This window comes from Herbiconiux sp. VKM Ac-2851, assembly GCF_013205105.1.
In the GTDB taxonomy this organism is placed as follows: Bacteria; Actinomycetota; Actinomycetes; order Actinomycetales; family Microbacteriaceae; genus Herbiconiux; species Herbiconiux flava.
The window spans coordinates 1,183,126-1,199,747 of record NZ_JABMLJ010000001.1 but is presented as its reverse complement, the minus strand read 5'-3'; the positions used below and the strand labels follow the sequence as shown (position 1 = coordinate 1,199,747).

At 71.0% G+C, this 16,622-nt stretch carries 17 protein-coding genes; 11 read left to right on the top strand and 6 right to left on the bottom strand.

The window, feature by feature from the left end; all coding sequences use genetic code 11:
• Positions 1–57 precede the first annotated feature (57 nt).
• Complete coding sequence (locus HQQ85_RS05670; RefSeq protein WP_173181472.1) at positions 58–1,248, bottom strand: DNA glycosylase AlkZ-like family protein; 1,191 nt, start codon at positions 1,246–1,248, stop codon at positions 58–60.
• Positions 1,249–1,405: 157 nt separating this feature from the next.
• On the opposite strand from HQQ85_RS05670, the gene HQQ85_RS05665 reads away from it, so the two are divergent.
• The 6 genes from HQQ85_RS05665 to ilvA are packed head-to-tail and all read left to right on the top strand — an operon-like array spanning position 1,406 to position 8,027.
• Positions 1,406–2,554 carry an ABC transporter substrate-binding protein gene (locus HQQ85_RS05665; RefSeq protein WP_173181471.1) on the top strand — a complete coding sequence of 383 codons (1,149 nt, stop codon included), beginning with the start codon at positions 1,406–1,408 and terminating at the stop codon, positions 2,552–2,554.
• On the top strand, positions 2,551–3,441 hold the full coding sequence (locus HQQ85_RS05660; RefSeq protein ID WP_371741776.1) for an ABC transporter permease: 891 nt from the start codon (positions 2,551–2,553) through the stop codon (positions 3,439–3,441). Before HQQ85_RS05665 ends, HQQ85_RS05660 begins: the two co-directional genes overlap by 4 nt.
• Positions 3,438–4,385, top strand: a complete 948-nt coding sequence (locus HQQ85_RS05655) for an ABC transporter permease (RefSeq protein ID WP_173181470.1) — start codon at positions 3,438–3,440, stop codon at positions 4,383–4,385. Before HQQ85_RS05660 ends, HQQ85_RS05655 begins: the two co-directional genes overlap by 4 nt.
• Positions 4,382–5,503, top strand: a complete 1,122-nt coding sequence (locus HQQ85_RS05650) for an ABC transporter ATP-binding protein (protein ID WP_173181469.1) — start codon at positions 4,382–4,384, stop codon at positions 5,501–5,503. The genes HQQ85_RS05655 and HQQ85_RS05650 overlap by 4 nt, the downstream gene beginning before the upstream one ends.
• Positions 5,504–5,551: 48 nt before the next feature.
• Positions 5,552–6,790: an AI-2E family transporter gene (locus tag HQQ85_RS05645; RefSeq protein WP_173181468.1), complete on the top strand. Its 1,239-nt coding sequence runs from the start codon at positions 5,552–5,554 to the stop codon at positions 6,788–6,790.
• On the top strand, positions 6,783–8,027 hold the full coding sequence (gene ilvA / locus HQQ85_RS05640) for a threonine ammonia-lyase (protein ID WP_173181467.1): 1,245 nt from the start codon (positions 6,783–6,785) through the stop codon (positions 8,025–8,027). Before HQQ85_RS05645 ends, ilvA begins: the two co-directional genes overlap by 8 nt.
• Positions 8,028–8,149: 122 nt before the next feature.
• On the opposite strand, the gene greA is transcribed toward ilvA, so the two are convergent.
• Together greA and HQQ85_RS05630 are read right to left on the bottom strand one after the other, a co-directional pair.
• Positions 8,150–8,638 carry a transcription elongation factor GreA gene (gene greA, locus HQQ85_RS05635; protein ID WP_173181466.1) on the bottom strand — a complete coding sequence of 163 codons (489 nt, stop codon included), beginning with the start codon at positions 8,636–8,638 and terminating at the stop codon, positions 8,150–8,152.
• A gap of 60 nt (positions 8,639–8,698) precedes the next feature.
• Positions 8,699–9,181, bottom strand: coding sequence for a DUF4307 domain-containing protein (locus HQQ85_RS05630; RefSeq protein WP_173181465.1), 483 nt, complete (start codon positions 9,179–9,181; stop codon positions 8,699–8,701).
• 128 nt (positions 9,182–9,309) lie between these two features.
• Between HQQ85_RS05630 and mca the strand changes: the two genes are divergently transcribed.
• Positions 9,310–10,170, top strand: coding sequence for a mycothiol conjugate amidase Mca (gene mca / locus HQQ85_RS05625; protein ID WP_173181464.1), 861 nt, complete (start codon positions 9,310–9,312; stop codon positions 10,168–10,170).
• Complete coding sequence (locus tag HQQ85_RS05620) at positions 10,167–10,538, top strand: hypothetical protein (RefSeq protein WP_173181463.1); 372 nt, start codon at positions 10,167–10,169, stop codon at positions 10,536–10,538. The genes mca and HQQ85_RS05620 overlap by 4 nt, the downstream gene beginning before the upstream one ends.
• 11 nt (positions 10,539–10,549) lie before the next feature.
• On the opposite strand, the gene HQQ85_RS05615 is transcribed toward HQQ85_RS05620, so the two are convergent.
• Positions 10,550–11,308, bottom strand: coding sequence for a hemolysin III family protein (locus HQQ85_RS05615; RefSeq protein ID WP_173181462.1), 759 nt, complete (start codon positions 11,306–11,308; stop codon positions 10,550–10,552).
• 84 nt (positions 11,309–11,392) lie between these two features.
• Here HQQ85_RS05615 and HQQ85_RS05610 point away from each other — a divergent pair, with 84 nt between their 5' ends.
• The 3 genes from HQQ85_RS05610 (at position 11,393) to HQQ85_RS05600 (ending at position 14,410) form a co-directional block, all read left to right on the top strand.
• Positions 11,393–12,181, top strand: a complete 789-nt coding sequence (locus tag HQQ85_RS05610; RefSeq protein WP_173181461.1) for an isoprenyl transferase — start codon at positions 11,393–11,395, stop codon at positions 12,179–12,181.
• Positions 12,182–12,385: 204 nt separating this feature from the next.
• Positions 12,386–13,756, top strand: coding sequence for a PhoH family protein (locus tag HQQ85_RS05605; protein WP_173181460.1), 1,371 nt, complete (start codon positions 12,386–12,388; stop codon positions 13,754–13,756).
• A 96-nt stretch (positions 13,757–13,852) separates the two neighbouring features.
• Complete coding sequence (locus HQQ85_RS05600; RefSeq protein ID WP_173181459.1) at positions 13,853–14,410, top strand: prepilin peptidase; 558 nt, start codon at positions 13,853–13,855, stop codon at positions 14,408–14,410.
• Positions 14,411–14,412: 2 nt separating this feature from the next.
• Here HQQ85_RS05600 and HQQ85_RS05595 read toward each other — a convergent pair whose 3' ends face one another.
• Together HQQ85_RS05595 and HQQ85_RS05590 are read right to left on the bottom strand one after the other, a co-directional pair.
• On the bottom strand, positions 14,413–15,795 hold the full coding sequence (locus tag HQQ85_RS05595) for a class II fumarate hydratase (RefSeq protein ID WP_371741799.1): 1,383 nt from the start codon (positions 15,793–15,795) through the stop codon (positions 14,413–14,415).
• 198 nt (positions 15,796–15,993) lie between these two features.
• Positions 15,994–16,596, bottom strand: a complete 603-nt coding sequence (locus HQQ85_RS05590) for a carbonic anhydrase (protein WP_173181742.1) — start codon at positions 16,594–16,596, stop codon at positions 15,994–15,996.
• Positions 16,597–16,622 lie beyond the last annotated feature (26 nt).

Here is a 16,622-nt window from a genome sequence, read left to right as displayed (position 1 = left end):
TCGGAGTTTCGCGCCAGAAGTGACCACTCGCGGCTCAGGCCAGGGCGCGAGGGTGGCTCAGGCCAGGGCGGCGGTGAGGGCGGGAGCGAGGGTGCCGCGGGGGGCCACCGCGATGGCGGGGAGGTTCTGCCAGGCGGCCGCCGCGCGGAGGAGGGCGGCGATGCGCGGGACGTCCCCGGCGAGAAGGTTCGGCTCGGCCCAGGCCGCCTGCACGCGGAGCACACCCGCCTGCCGGTCGCTCTTGAGGTCGAGGCGGGCCGGGATGCGGTCGTCGATCAGCACCGGCAGCACGTAGTAGCCGTAGGTGCGCTGCGGCTGCGGCGTGTAGATCTCGATGCGGTAGTGGAAGTCGAACATGCGGAGCGCCCGCTCCCGCCGCCACACCACGGGGTCGAAGGGGGAGAGGAGGGCGGCCGCCTCCAGGCGCCGCGGGAGCCGCGCGTCGCGGTGCAGCCAGGCCTCACGGTTCCAGCCCGGAACCGTGACCGGCCGCAGCTCGCCCGTGTCGACCAGGCGGGAGACGGCGGAACGCGCATCCGCCTGCTTCAACCGGAAGTAGTCGGCGATGTCACCGAGCGTGCCGACCCCGAGTGCCCGCGCCGACTGCGACACCAGCGACGCGACGGCATCGCCCCGCGAGACCGACGCAGCAGCGTCCAGGATGGCCGGCGGCAGCACCTGCGCCGGCAGCCCGTACACCCGCTCGAACCGCTGCCGCCCCGCCGACACCACGTCGCCCTGCCGGAACAGCGTCTCGAGCCCGCGCTTGACGTCGGACCAGCCCCACCACGGCCCCTGCCGCCGGTTCGACTCGTGCTCGATCTCGCTCGCCCGCAGGGGCCCGCGCGCCGCGAGCTCGGCGCGCAGCCAGTCGAGCGTCGCCCCGTTCGACGCGGCCCACGAGTCGGGTCGGGCGGCGTAGTAGTCGCGGTACTCGTCTTTGCGCCACTGCAGCAGCGGCAGCGTCGCCACCGGCAGGAACGACGCCTCGTGCGCCCAGTACTCGGTGACCCCGCGCCCATAGGTGACCCCGTCGAGCACCGCCTTGTCGTAGCCGCCGAGCCGCGCGAACACGGGCTGGTAGTGGCTGCGCTCGTAGACGTTCACCGAGTCGATCTGCAGCAGGGCGAGGCGCCCGAGCAGCAGGTTGAACTGGCGGGTGCCGGGCACGGCGACGGATGCTCCGCCGAAGCCCTGGGCGGCGAGAGCGACTCGCCGGGCGAGTGCGGGGGACAGGTCATCGGCCACATCAGAACCCTACCCATCGCCACCGACATCAGTCGTTCACCATCGGTTCACGGCGGAGACGGCGCGGGGTCGCCCGGCGCTCCTACTGTCCAGAGGTCACCAAGAAGACACGAAGACAAGAACACCCGAAGCACGAAAACCCGATGAAGGAGAACCCTTGCTCACCAAGCGCCTCGCGCTCGCCGGCACCGCCGTCGCCGCAGCCCTCGCCCTCGGCCTCGCCGGCTGCTCCGCCGACGCCTCCGCCTCCGGCGGCTCCAGCACCGACGGCGGCTCGGTCGACGCCGCCACCGCCACGAACCTCGACGCCTTCGGCGGCCTGGAGGGCCTCGAGGAGGCCGCCAAGGCGGAGGGCGCGCTGAACGTCATCGCGCTGCCCCGCGACTGGGCGAACTACGGCGCCGTGCTCGACGCCTTCGCCGAGAAGTACCCCGAGATCACGATCAACGAGGCCACCCCCGACGCGTCCAGCGCCGAGGAGATCCAGGCCGCCGAGAACCTGGCCGGCCAGGACACCGCCCCCGACGTCTTCGACGTGGGCGCCGCGGTGGCCCTCGCCAGCACCGACCAGTTCGCCCCCTACCAGGTCGCCACCTGGGACGAGATCCCCGAGGCCCTGAAGGAGCAGTCCGGCCTCTGGACCGGCGACTACGGCGGATACATGGCCATCGGCTACGACCCCGACGCGGTTCCCGAGCCCAAGAGCCTCGACGACCTGCTCGGCGCCGACTACAAGGGCAAGGTCGCCATCAACGGCGATCCGACCCAGGCCGGTGCGGCCTTCGCCGCGGTCGGTCTCGCCGCGGTGCAGAACGGCGGCTCGGTCGACGACTTCCAGCCCGGCATCGACTTCTTCGGCGAGCTGCAGAAGGCCGGCAACTTCGTGAAGATCGACCCGACCCCGGCCACCATCGCCTCCGGTGAGACCCCCGTCGTCTTCGACTGGGACTACCTCAACGTCGGCTACGGCAAGGACCTCGAGGGCCAGCGCAACTGGAAGGTCACCATCCTCCCGGGCACCGGCTACGCGGGCTACTACAACCAGGCCGTGAACGTCGACGCCCCGCACCCGGCGGCCGCGCGCCTCTGGCAGGAGTTCCTCTACAGCGACGACGCCCAGAACCTCTGGCTCGCCGGCGGCGCCCGCCCCGTGCGCGCCGAGGCCATGGCCGAGGCCGGCACGATCGACGAGGACCTGTTCAAGGCCCTGCCGACCGTCCCGGGCGACACCGTCGTTCCCGACGCCGACCAGGCCGAGGCCGCCTCGACCCTGCTCGGCGAGAAGTGGGCGTCGGCGGTCCAGTGACCTCTACCACCCTGCCCCGCGCACGCTCCCGTTCCCGGTTCGCCGGGAGCGGGAGCGTGCTCGGGCTCGTGCCGTTCACGGCCTACGTCCTGCTCTTCCTCGCCCTGCCCACCGTCATCGCGGTCGGCACCGGCTTCTTCGACGGCGACGGCGCGTTCACGCTCGACAACATCACCGCCCTCGGCAACCCCGTGCTCCTCGCCACCTTCGGCAACTCGCTCTGGCTCTCGGCCCTGACGGCCGTGGTCGGCGCCCTCGTCGGCGCCCTGTTCTGCTACGCGCTCATCGGTGCGAAGCCCACGGGCATCCTGCGCTCGGTCGTCGATGCCGCGAGCGGTGTGCTCGCCCAGTTCGGCGGCGTGATGCTGGCCTTCGCCTTCGTCGCGACCATCGGCATCCAGGGCATGATCACCGTGCTCCTGCGTGACCGCCTCGGCGTCGACATCTTCGCGAACGGCGTCTGGCTCTACGACGTGCCGGGCCTGATCCTGCCCTACATCTACTTCCAGGTGCCCCTGATGATCATCACCTTCTCGCCCGCGCTCGAGAGCCTGAAGCCCCAGTGGGCCGAGGCGACCGCGATGCTCGGCGGCGGCATCGGCAGCTACTGGCGCCACATCGGCCTGCCCGTGCTGCTGCCCTCCTTCCTCGGCAGCCTGCTGCTGCTGTTCGCGAACGCCTTCTCCTCCTTCGCCACAGCGGCCGCGCTGACGAGCCAGGGCTCGCAGATCGTGCCCCTGCAGATCCGCAGCGCCCTGACCAGCGAGACCGTGCTCGGGCACGAGAACCTCGCCGGCTCCCTGGCGCTCGGGATGATCGTGGTGATGGTCGTCGTGATGACCCTCTACTCGCTGCTGATGCGGCGCACCGCGCGGTGGGTGCGATGAGCGCCCGCGACACGGCCGGCACCCGAGCCGTGAGCCGCCGCGACCGGTCGGGCGTGCATCCGGGCCCCTCGACGGCCACGCGCTGGGTCATCGTCGCCGTGATCGGCCTGCTCTTCCTCGTGCCCATCGCCTCGATGATCGAGTTCACTCTGCGCGGCGGACTCGGCGGCGGCTACACCCTCGACCGCTGGGCCGCGGTGTTCGGCGGCGGTCTGACGGGGGAGTACAAGCCCATCGTCACGGGCCTGACGAACTCGCTGCTGCTCGCCGTGGTGACGGTGGCGGTGATGCTCGTGCTGCTGGTGCCGACGATGGTGCTGGTGCGCATCCGCTTTCCGAAGCTCCAGCGCGTGCTCGAGTTCGTCTGCCTGCTGCCCATCACCATCCCGGCGATCGTGCTGGTCGTGGGGCTCGCCCCCGTCTACTCGGTGGTCGCGCGGATGTTCGGCAGCGGTGTCTGGACCCTGGCCTTCGCCTACGGCGTCATCGTGCTGCCCTACGCCTACCGCTCCATCCAGGCGAACCTGCAGGCCGTCGACGTCGTGACCCTCAGCGAGGCGGCGCGATCGCTCGGAGCCGGCTGGGCAACGATCCTGTTCCGGATCGTGGTGCCGAACATCCGACGGGGCCTGCTCGCCGCCGCGTTCATCGCCGTCGCCGTGGTGCTCGGCGAGTACACGATCGCGGCCCTCCTCAACCGGGTCAACCTGCAGACCGCCCTCGTCGTCGTCTCGAAGGCCGACCCCTACATCGCCGTGATCATCGCCCTGCTGGCGCTCGTGTTCGCCTTCGTCCTGCTCGTCGCCATCGGGCGCATCGGTGGCGGCCCGGGTTCCCGGCGTCGACGCACGGCCCCTCCCTCCGCCCCGGCGGCGCCCACCACCCCGCTCGCTCCGGCCACCGGCGCCGCCGAGCCCACGACCCAGGAAGCAGCCCTCCGATGACCCTCTCGCCCCCGCGATCCGCCACCCCGGTGCTCGACGAGCCCCGCAGCACCGGCTCCCGCGTCGAGCTCCGCGGCATCGTCAAGGAGTTCGCCGGCGGCGCCCGCGCCCTCGACGGCATCGACCTGGTGATCGAGCCCGGCGAGCTGGTCGCCCTGCTCGGCCCCTCGGGCTGCGGCAAGACGACCGCCCTGCGCGTGCTCGCCGGGCTCGAGAGCGCCACCGACGGCACCGTGCTGATCGACGGCTCCGACGTCTCGGGCCTGCCCGCGCGCTCCCGCGACATCGGCATGGTGTTCCAGTCGTACTCCCTCTTCCCGCACATGACGGCGCTCGCCAACGTCGAGTTCGGTCTCCGGATGCGCCGGGTGCCCGCCGACGAGCGACGCCTCCGAGCGGGCGACGCCCTCGAGATGGTCGGCCTCGGCGGCTTCGGCGGGCGCTACGCCCACGAGCTCTCGGGCGGCCAGCAGCAGCGTGTCGCCCTCGCCCGCGCGCTCGTCACGGAGCCCCGCGTGCTGCTGCTCGACGAGCCGCTCTCGGCGCTGGACGCCCGGGTGCGCGTGCAGCTCCGCGACGAGATCCGCCGCATCCAGCAGGAGTTCGGCATCACCACCGTCTTCGTCACCCACGACCAGGAGGAGGCCCTCGCGGCCGCCGACCGGGTCGCGGTGATGCGCTCCGGGCAGATCGAGCAGATCGGCGCGCCCGACGAGATCTACTCCCGCGCGGCGACGCCGTTCGTGGCCGAATTCGTGGGGTCGAGCAACCGGATGCGCGGCTCGGTGTCCGGCGGGACGGTGCAGCTCGGCACGGTGCGGCTGCCGCTGATCGACCCCTCCCAGCCCGACGGTGAGGTCGTGGCGTTCGTGCGGCCCGAGGACATCCGGCTGGCCCGGGCGTCGGGCGGAGCATCCGGAACCCCCGCCTCGGCCGGGGCCGTACCCGCCGAGGTCGTCTCGACGAGCTTCCTGGGCTCGTACCGCCGCACCACGGTGGCCCTCGAGGACGGCACCGTGCTCACGGTGCAGCACCCCGCGAACCTCGTCTGCGCGGTCGACGAGCGGGTCGTGCTGGAGTTCGACGGAGCGCCCGTGGCGGTGTCCCGCTGGGAGTAGTGCCCTGCATGCGGGCGAACGCATACGACCGCTCTTAGACTGACCCCTATGGCCGAGAAGGAACCGGGCAGGACCCGTCGGGACGCACTGGACTCCGTGCCCGCCGGCATGCAGATCGCGGGCGCCTGGTCGTGGCGCATCCTCGTGGTGCTGGGCGTGCTCGCGGTGCTCGTCTTCCTGATCATCCAGCTGCGGCTGCTGATCATCCCGGTGATGCTCGCGGTCGTGCTGTCGGCGCTGCTGGTGCCGTTCAAGAACTTCCTGGTGCGGCACCGGTGGCCCTCGTGGCTCGCCATCGTGACTGCCGAGGTGGGCACCCTCGTGGTGGTCGCCGCGCTCATCTTCCTCGTCGCGACCCAGGTGTCGTCGGGCTTCGCCGACCTGCGCTCGCAGTCGATGACCTCGTACAACGAGCTGAAGTCCTGGCTGGCCTCGTCGCCGCTGCAGATCTCCGAGAGCGACTTCAACGGCTACGTCACCCAGATCTGGGACGCGGTGCAGCAGGACAGCGGCATGCTCATCTCGGGGGCCGCCGCGGTGGGCTCGAGCATCGGGCACGTGCTCACGGGTGTGCTGCTGACGCTCTTCGCGACGCTTTTCATCCTGATCGACGGGGAGCGCATCTGGCGCTGGGTCGTGCGCCTGTTCCCGCGCAAGGCCCGCGCGGCCACCGACGGGGCGGGGCGCACCGGGTGGCAGACGCTGCAGAACTTCGTGAAGGTGCAGATCCTGGTGGCGTCGATCGACGCGCTCGGCATCGGCATCGGGGCGGCCATCCTGCAGGTGCCGCTCGCGATCCCGATCGCGGTGCTGGTGTTCCTGGGGTCGTTCATCCCGATCATCGGCGCGGTGCTGACCGGCGCCGTCGCCGTGTTCATCGCGCTGGTCTACAACGGGTGGGTGATCGCGCTGATCATGCTCGGGGTGGTGCTGCTCGTGCAGCAGATCGAGGGGCACGTGCTGCAGCCGTTCATCATGGGCACCGCGGTGCGCATCCACCCGCTGGCCGTCGTGCTGTCGGTGGCGGGCGGGTCGATGGTCGCCGGGATCGCGGGGGCGTTCTTCGCGGTGCCCGTGGTCGCGACGCTGAACGTGATGGTGAACTACATCGCTGGGGTGAGCTGGCGGGACGATCGTGCCGCCGGCCTCACGCCGGCGGTCGCGCCGCCCGAGGGCGGCCCGCCGGTGGGCGGCGGCGCCGCCGCCCCGGCCGCTTCAGCCCCGGCCGCTCCCGCGCATCCTGAAGCCGCGCATCCTGAACCGAAGGACCCACCCGCCCATGACTGATTCCCCCACGCGGCTCGCCTACCCGTCGCTCCTCGAGATCGAGGAGGCGCGCGTCCGTGTCTCGCAGGTCGCCCAGGTGACGCCGATGGAGAGCTCGCGGTTCCTCGCCGAGATCATCGGCTCGCCGGTGTACCTCAAGTGCGAGAACCTGCAGCGCACGGGGTCGTACAAGATCCGTGGCGCCTACAACCGCATCTCGGCGCTCAGCGACGCCGAGAAGTCGCGCGGTGTCGTGGCGGCCTCGGCCGGCAACCACGCCCAGGGCGTCGCCTTCGCGGCGCGCGAGCTCGGCATCGCCGCCACCATCTTCATGCCGATCGGCGTGCCCCTGCCGAAGCTCCAAGCCACCCGGGCGTACGGCGCCGAGGTCATCCTGCGCGGCCACTCGGTGGAGGAGGCGCTCGGCGCCGCGGCCGAGTTCTCGCAGGCGACCGGTGCCGTCATCATCCCGCCGTTCGACCACTTCGACGTCGTGATGGGCCAGGCGACGCTGGGGCTCGAGATCCTCGACCAGGTTCCGGATGCCGACACCCTGGTCGTGCCCATCGGGGGCGGCGGGCTGATCGCCGGCATCGCGGCCGCCGCCAAGCAGCAGGCCGCGGCGCAGGGGCGCAGCATCCGCATCGTGGGTGTGCAGGCCGAGAACGCCGCCGCCTACCCGCCCTCGCTCGCCGCGGGGGAGGCCGTCTCGATCGTCACCATGCCGACGATCGCCGACGGCATCCAGGTCGCCCGCCCGGGCCTTCTGAACTTCACGATCATCCGCGAGCTGGTCGACGAGGTCGTCACCGTGTCGGAGGCCGACACCGCGCGGGCCCTGCTCCTGCTGCTCGAGCGTGCCAAGCAGGTCGTCGAGCCGGCCGGCGCCGTCGGCGTCGCGGCCATCCTCGCGGGCAAGGTGAAGAACGCGGGCACGACGGTCACCGTGCTCTCGGGCGGCAACATCGACCCGCTGCTGATGCAGCGCGTGATCAGCCACGGGCTCGCGGCGAGCGACCGCTACCTCAAGCTCCGCATCATGCTGCCCGACCGCCCCGGCCAGCTGGCCCGCACGGCCGAGCTCGTCGCCGAGGCGAACGCGAACGTGGTCGAGGTGCAGCACACGCGCCACGGCAAGGGCCTGCAGATCAGCCAGGTCGAGCTCGAGCTGCACATCGAGACCCGCGGCCCCGAGCACCGCGACCAGGTCGTGGCGAAGCTCCGCGACGCGGGCTACGAGGTGCGCGTCGACGAGTAGGAGCGCAGGCCCGCGGCCTTCCGGGGCGCGTGCGCCCGTGAGGCTCGTGCCGCCCGAGCGGTCAGGTCGGGCCCGTACCCGGGCGCCCGTGGGCTCGTGCCGCCCGTGCGGTCAGGTGCGGGTCAGCCGTTGAAGGTCTCGACGTCGGTGATCTCGACCGTGATGTCGCGGCCGTTGGGGGCCGTGTAGGTGGTCTTCTCGCCGATCTTCAGGCCGATGATGGCCGCGCCGAGCGGGCTCTGCTCGCTGTAGACGTCGAGATCGGCGTTGCCCGCGATCTCGCGGCTGCCGAGGAGGAAGCGCTCCTCGCCGCCCGCGACCAGCGCGGTGACGACGACGCCCGGCTCGACCTCGCCGTGGCTCTCGCGCTTCTCGCCGACCTGGGCGGTGCGCAGCAGCTGCGTGAGCTGACGGATGCGCGCCTCCATCTTGCCCTGCTCGTCCTTCGCGGCGTGGTAGCCGCCGTTCTCCTTGAGGTCGCCCTCCTCGCGCGCCTGCTCGATGCGCTTGGCGATCTCGAGCCGGCCCGGTCCGCTGAGCTCCTCGAGCTCGTTCGTGAGGCGGTCGAACGCCTCCTGCGTCAGCCAGGTGACCTGCGTGTCGTCAGCCATGGAGTGCCTTCCTCGAACATGCGGACGCCCGAGCCACCCGGCCCGGACGATCAGGAAAGACTATGTGAGCCAGCAGCTGGAAATCAAACCCGTCGAGGCCATCTCACTGGTGCGCACGACCTCGGTGAACGACCGCGTCGGGTTCTCGGAGGCGGGCAGCTCGATGACCTTCCAGCCCACCACCGCGAAGCGGTCGTTGAGGGCCTGCACCACGCACCCCGCCGTCGTGCCCGTGGGCACCGTGACGTCGAACTCGACCCGCACGCTGCGGGCGTCGAGCACCTCGTGCGCCGTGTCCTGCGTGGCGATGGTGGCGTTCGTGCCGTCGAGCCCGGCCCAGACCACCCAGACCACGAGCACCACGGCGACGGCGCCGCCGGCGATCCACGCGAGCAGTCGTCGGCCGGCGAGGCGGGCCCGGGTGCGCCCGTAGCGCTCGGCGAGGGCGGGGGAGTCGGCGGCGTCACCGGACCGCGGCACGGGCGCGGGGGCGAAGGAGGCTCCGTCCTCACGCTCCTCGTCGCTGGCCGCTCGCCTGCTCACGCGCCCTCCCTGGGACCCACTGTCGGATGGACCGATTAGTCTTGATCTGGCCTGGTTTCCACAGGCTCCTGCCTCATTCCAGGCTAATCGCAATCGACGAGGAGTTGAGACCACTGACGCTTCGCCTCATGGCCGTGCACGCGCATCCCGACGACGAGTCGAGCAAAGGCGCCGCCACCTACGCCTACTACCTCGACCGCGGTGTCGAGGTGATGGTGGTCAGCTGCACCGGCGGCGAGCGGGGCTCGGTGCTGAACGAGGGCCTCGAGCCGCGCCTCTGGGCCGAGCGCGACATGGCTGGCCTCCGCCGCGTCGAGATGGCCGCGGCTCAGGATGCGGTGGGCTTCCAGCACCGCTGGCTGGGCTACGCCGACTCCGGCTACGTCGAGCCCGGCTCGGGCGACTCGCTGCCCGTGAACTCCTTCGGCGTGCTGCCGATCGACATCGAGACCGCGCCGCTCGTGAAGGCCGTGCGCGAGTTCCGCCCGCACGTGCTCATCACCTACGACGAGATCGGCGGCTATCCGCACGCCGACCACATCCGCTGCCACGAGATCTCGATGCGCGCGTGGGAGACCGCCGGCGACCCGGCCGCCTACCCCGAGGCCGGCCCGGCCTGGCAGATCTCGAAGCTCTACTACGACCGCATCATGAACCCCGAGAAGTTCGAGGCCGTGGCGAAGGCGCTCGAGGAGGAGGAGGAGCCCGAGCATCCGTTCCTCGCCCAGGTCGCCGAGATGCGCGAGCGCATGAAAGACCGGCCGAGCTACACGGTCGTGCAGATCCCTGCGGGCGACTTCTTCGACGTGCGCGACCGTGCGCTGCGGGCGCACGCCAGCCAGGTCGCTCCCGACCACCCCTTCTTCTTCTGGCCGAACGACATCCAGCGCCGGGCGTGGCCGTATGAGGACTTCCAGCTGATCGAGTCCCGCATCGACGGGCCGGCCGAGGAGACCGACCTGTTCGACGGGATCGAGGACAGCGAATGACGATCTTCACCGCCCCCGCCGGTGCGGGCAGCACGGTCGCCACCGCGGTGGGCGCGTTCCTCGCCGACGAGCGCATCCCCGACCCCGACAGCGTCACCCCGGGCATCATCGGCTTCATCGTGACGTTCGGCATCGCCATCGTCACGCTGCTGCTCGTCATCGACATGGTGCGCCGGGTGCGGCGGGTCAACCTCCGTGCCCAGGTGCGCGAGGAGCTCGAGGCCGAGATCGCGGCGCGCGACGCGGCGGGCGGCGGCGTGGCCGATGGAACGGTCGACCCCTCCTCGCGGGCGGGCGCTGCCGAGCATCCGCTCATCGACGACGCGGGCGACGGCACCGGCCCGAAGGCCGGCCCTCCGAAGCGCTAGAGCAGCGCCGCCTAGCCGTTGAACGGCGGGTCGATCGCCAGCAGCAGCATGGCCGTCCAGTGGCAGAGGAACGCCACGACGGTGAGCGTGTGGAAGAGCTCGTGGAACCCGAAGTGCCCCGGCACGAGGTTGGGCCGCTTGAGCGCGTAGGCGAGGGCGCCCACCGTGTAGGCGAGCCCGCCGGCGGCCACGAGGATCATGGTGGCCGGGTTCACCGCGTAGATGTCGCCGAGGTACGCCACCGCGGCCCAGCCGAGCGCCAGGTAGAGGATGACGTAGAGCCAGCGCGGCGCCCCGATCCAGAACACGCGGAAGCCGATGCCGAGGAGGGCCCCGGCCCACACGATCACGAGCAGCAGCGTGCCCTGCGCTGGCGGCAGGGCGAGCACGGCGATGGGCGTGTAGGTGCCGGCGATCAACAGGAAGATGTTCGCGTGGTCGATGCGCTTGAACAGCAGCTTCGTCTTCGGCTTCCAGTCGATGCGGTGATACAGCGCCGAGTTGCCGAACAGCAGCATCGACGTGAGCATGAACACCGCGCTCGCCCACTTCGCCGCCGCGCCCTCGGCGAGCGAGATCAGCACGATGCCCGCGACGATGGTGACCGGGAAGGTGCCCGCGTGGATCCAGCCGCGCCAGCTCGGCTTCTGCTCGACCGGCGGGTGCTCGAGCGCGTCGTCGAGCAGCGGGATGTTCGGCAGGTCGGGCCCGCCGTCGGCCGGGTCGTCGCGGCGGGGGCCGGTGGGCGGTACGGAGTCGAGCTCGGGCATGCTGCTCAGAGTACGCCAGCCCGCGGGTTCGCCGGCTGGGAGCGGCGGCAGGCGGCGGGCGGCGCGAGCGGGTAACGTATCGATGTGCCGAATGGACAGAAGCGGGTCGCGAAGGGCCTCCTCTACCGTCTCTACCAGCGGCGCATCCGCAAGCGTCTCGACAGCGGCGCGGTGCTGCCGAAGCACGTCGCCATGATCCTCGACGGCAATCGCCGGTGGGCCAAGCAGCGGATGCTCGAGACCGCCGCCCACGGACACCGGGCCGGCGCGGCGAAGATCCGCGAGTTCCTCGTCTGGTGCGACGACCTGGGCATCGAGGTCGTCACGCTCTACCTTCTCTCGACGGACAACCTGAGCAACCGCTCCGGCGCCGAGCTCACCGAGTTGATCGAGATCATCGCCGACCTCGCCGACGACATCTCGCGCTACCGCGACTGGCGGGTCAAGCACGTGGGCACGAACGAGGGCTTGCCCGAGCCGCTGATCGCCGCGCTCGACGGCGCCGAGGCGCGCACCGCCTCGCGGAAGGGCCTCCACGTCAACCTCGCGGTCGGCTACGGCGGGCGCTCGGAGATCGCGGACGCGGTCCGCAGCATCATCCAGAAGCACCGCGGCCTCGGTCACGGGCTGGACGAGCTCGAGGCGGCCATCGACCAGGACATCATCGCCGAGCACCTCTACACGGGCGGCCAGCCCGACCCCGACCTGGTCATCCGCACCTCGGGCGAGCAGCGCCTCAGCGACTTCATGCTCTGGCAGTCGGCGCACAGCGAGTTCTACTTCATGGAGGCGCTCGGGCCGGATGTGCGCGAGGTCGACTTCCTGCGGGCGCTGCGCGACTACTCGCGGCGGCAGCGTCGCTTCGGCAGCTGAATTACACCCGTGTAACACACCGTTAATCTTTTGTGATGCGTGTCGTAACCCACGCCCCCGCCATCGGACGTAGGTTCGACACATCAGGCATGGCGCCTGATCGAGACGGCCACATAAGTACGTTTCGACGATCTCCACCGTGGCCGAATCGCCTGATGATCCGAGCGCCGAGCGCTCGGGGTTGGAGTGGATGTGGCCGAGCCCATGACTCACAAGACCAGCGGGACCAGCACCGGAGAGGACGCAGCACCCAGCACCACCGCACCGAGTTCGACCACGACCGCCGAGGTGACCTACGTACTGGACACCTCGGTTCTTCTGTCTGATCCGAAGGCGATTTTCCGGTTCGCCGAGCACGCCGTGGTCCTCCCGGTGATCGTGATCACCGAACTCGAGTCCAAGCGCAACGACCCCGAGATCGGCTACTTCGCCCGCCAGGCGCTGCGCAACCTCGATGAGCTGCGGGTCAAGCACGAGCGGCTCGACTTCCCGATCTCGGTGGGCACGGAGGGGGGAAGCCTCCGGGTCGAGCTGAACCACTCCAACACCTCGGTGCTGCCGTCGGGGCTCCAGCTGGGCGACAACGACACGCGTATCCTCGCCGTGGCGCAGAACCTGGCGAACGACGGCCTCAACGTCACGGTGGTCTCGAAAGACCTGCCGTTGCGCGTCAAGGCCGCCTCGATCGGCCTGGCCGCCGAGGAGTACCGGGCCGAGCTCGCCGTCGACTCCGGCTGGACGGGGCTCGACGACATCACGCTCTCAGCCGATGCGATGTCGACGCTCTACGACGACGAACGCCTCACCACGCCGCTCGTGCGGGACATGCCGATCAACACCGGCCTCGTCATCCACTCGGACCGTGGCTCGGCTCTCGGCCGCGTCACCGGACGGGACACGTTCCAGCTGGTGCGCGGCGACCGCGACGTCTTCGGGCTGCACGGCCGCTCGGCCGAGCAGCGTGTGGCGATCGATCTGCTGCTCGACCCCGAGGTCGGCATCGTGTCGCTGGGAGGTCGAGCGGGGACGGGGAAGTCGGCGCTCGCCCTCTGCGCGGGCCTCGAAGCCGTGCTCGAGAAGCAGCAGCACAAGAAGATCATGGTGTTCCGTCCGCTCTACGCGGTGGGCGGCCAGGAGCTCGGGTTCCTGCCGGGTGACGCTGCCGAGAAGATGAACCCCTGGGCGCAGGCGGTCTTCGACACCCTGGGCTCGCTGGTGTCGCAGAACGTGCTCGACGAGGTGATCGACCGCGGGATGCTCGAGGTGCTGCCGCTGACGCACATCCGCGGACGCTCGCTGCACGACGCCTTCGTGATCGTCGACGAGGCGCAATCGCTGGAGCGCAACGTGCTGCTGACCGTGCTCTCGCGCATCGGCCAGAACTCGCGGGTCGTGCTCACCCACGACGTCGCCCAGCGCGACAATCTGCGCGTGGGCCGGCACGACGGCGTCGCCAGCGTGATCGAGACGCTGAAGGGCCACTCGCTCTTCGGGCACATCACGCTGACCCGCTCGGAGCGCTCGGCCATCGCGGCGCTCGTCACCGAGATGCTGGAGTCGAACGAGCTGGCGTAGCCCGGCCTTTCCTGCACCATCCCGTCGGGGGCGGTGGTTCTGCACAGCCTGCGGAGCCGCCGCCCTCGTCGCCGTTGCAGCACCTACCGTGGCGGCATGCAGCTCCTGCCTGTCTCGGTGCCGTTCCTCTACCTGGGTCTCGTCAGCGTGCCGCTGGCGGTGGCGGATGCTCGGGCCGGGCGTCTCCCGAACGCTCACCTGGTGCCGGGGCTGGTGCTGCTGGCCTGGGCGCTTGTGGCGGTGGGGCTGCACGACCCGCCTGTGGCGCTCGGAGCCGCCGCTGTCGCCCTCGCGGTGGGCGCCACTGCTGTGGTGCTCTGGGCGCTCGGCGTGCTCGGCATGGGCGACGTGAAGCTCGTGCTGCTCCTGGCGGGGCTGCTGGCGCTCGTGCAGGGGGCTGACGGTGGTGCGACCGTGCGAGTCGCGTTCTGCGTCGCCGCCCTGGTGCTGGCGAATCTGGTCAGCGCCACTACGGGCGGTGGCGGTGGCGGTGGCGGTGGCTGTAGCGGTGTCGGTGTCGGTGCCGGTGCCGGTGGCGGTGGCCGTGGCGCCGGCCGCGCAGACGGCGAGAAGGGCCGGATCCCAGTGGGTCCGGCCCTTCTCGGAGGGTTCTGGCTCGGGCTGCTGCCCTCGCTCGCGCTTTTCGCCGCCTGAGGCTACTTGGCGGCGGGGGGTGCCGTCATCGAGAGCACGTCGAGCGCGGTGTCGAGCTGCTCGAGGGTGACCTCGCCGCGCTCGACGAAGCCGAGGTCGATGACGGCCTCGCGCACGGTGATGCCCTTGGCCACCGAGTGCTTGGCGATCTTCGCCGCCGCCTCGTAGCCGATCACGCGGTTCAGCGGCGTGACGATCGACGGCGACGACTCGGCGAGGGCGCGAGCGCGCTCGAGGTTCGCCTCGAGGCCCGTGACCGTCTTGTCGGCCAGCAGCACGGCCGAGTTCGACAGCAGGCGGATCGACTCCAGCAGCGCCGTGCCCATCACCGGGATGGCGACGTTCAGCTCGAACGCTCCGGAAGCTCCCGACCAGGCGATCGAGGCGTCGTTGCCGATGACCCGAGAGCACACCATCAGCACGGCCTCGGGGATGACCGGGTTCACCTTGCCGGGCATGATCGACGAGCCGGGCTGCAGGTCGGGGATGTGCAGCTCGCCGATGCCGGTGTTCGGGCCGGAGCCCATCCAGCGGAGGTCGTTGCAGATCTTGGTGAGCGACACGGCGAGCACGCGGAGCGCGCCCGAGGCCTCGACGAGGGAGTCGCGGGCGCCCTGCGCCTCGAAGTGGTCGCGGGCCTCGGTGATCGGCAGGCCGGTCTCCTCGGCGAGCAGCGAGATGACCAGCTGCGGGAAGCCGGCGGGGGTGTTGATGCCCGTGCCGACGGCGGTGCCGCCGAGCGGCACCTCGGCGACGCGGGGGAGGGCGCTCTGCACGCGCTCGATGCCGAGGCGGATCTGCGAGGCGTAGCCGCCGAACTCCTGGCCGAGGGTGACGGGCGTCGCGTCCATCAGGTGGGTGCGGCCCGACTTCACGGCGGTCTTCCAGAGCACCGCCTTCTCCTCCAGCGCCTCCGCGAGGTGCTCGAGCGAGGGGATGAGGTCGTGGATCAGCGCACCGGTCACGGCGACGTGCACCGAGGTGGGGAAGACGTCGTTCGAGGACTGCGAGGCGTTGACGTGGTCGTTCGGGTGCACCTTCGAGCCGAGCGCCGTGCTGGCGAGCGAGGCGAGCACCTCGTTCATGTTCATGTTCGACGAGGTGCCGGAACCCGTCTGGTAGACGTCGATCGGGAAGTCCCCGTCGAACTCGCCCGCAGCGACCCGGTCGGCCGCGCCGGCGATGGCGTCGGAGATCGACTGGTCGAGCACCCCGAGGCGCGCGTTCGCGATGGCCGCGGCCTTCTTGATGCGGGCGAGGGCTGCGATTTGGGCCGGCTCGAGCACGCTGCCCGAGACGGGGAAGTTCTCGACCGCGCGCTGGGTCTGCGCACCGTAGAGCGCCGACGCGGGAACCCGCACCTCGCCCATGGTGTCGTGCTCGATGCGGTACTCGGTCGAGGAGCCGGAGGTCGAGCTGTCGGAGGTCGGGGTGCCGGAAGCCGAGCTGTCGACTCCGGAGGCGTTGTCCACCACTGTGTGGTCGTCCTTTCTTCGTGACCACGACGCGCCGGGCGCCGGAGTCGGTGATTTCTGGTGTGAAGCGGGAGGGGCGCATCCGCGTGATCTCGGAGACGCCCGGGATCAGATCTGGCCGACCACCACGTCGGGCACGGCCCGGCCCTCGGCCAGTCGGTAGTTCGCGCCGACGACGGCCAATCTACCCTCGGCCACCGCCTCGGTAATGATCTCGGAGGACTCCAGGAGCTGGCGCACGGTGTCGCGGAGGTGGGCCTTGCCGACCAGACCCGCATCCGGAGCCGTGAGGAGCGTGCCGTCGTCGGCCCGCTCGGTGGGCACCTCGGCGATGGCCGGGACGATCTGCGAGACGAGCGACTGGATGTGCGGCGGGAGGGGAGCGGCGTCGGGGAGCTGCGAGTCGATGGCCGCGCGCACGGCGCCGCACTCGTCGTGGCCGAGCACGACGACCAGCGACACGCCGAGCACCTCGACGGCGTACTCGAGACTGCCGAGCACCGACTCGGAGATGACCTGGCCGGCGTTCCGCACGACGAAGAGGTCGCCGAGCCCGAGGTCGAAGATGATCTCGGCCGCGAGCCGGGAGTCGCTGCAGCCGAACAGCGCCGCGCGCGGCGTCTGCAGGTGGGCGAGCTCGGCGCGCGTCTCGACGTCTTGACGCGGGTGCTTCGGGGTGCCGGCGACGAACCGCTCGTTGCCGCGCGACATCGTGGCCCACACCCGTGCCGGCGTCG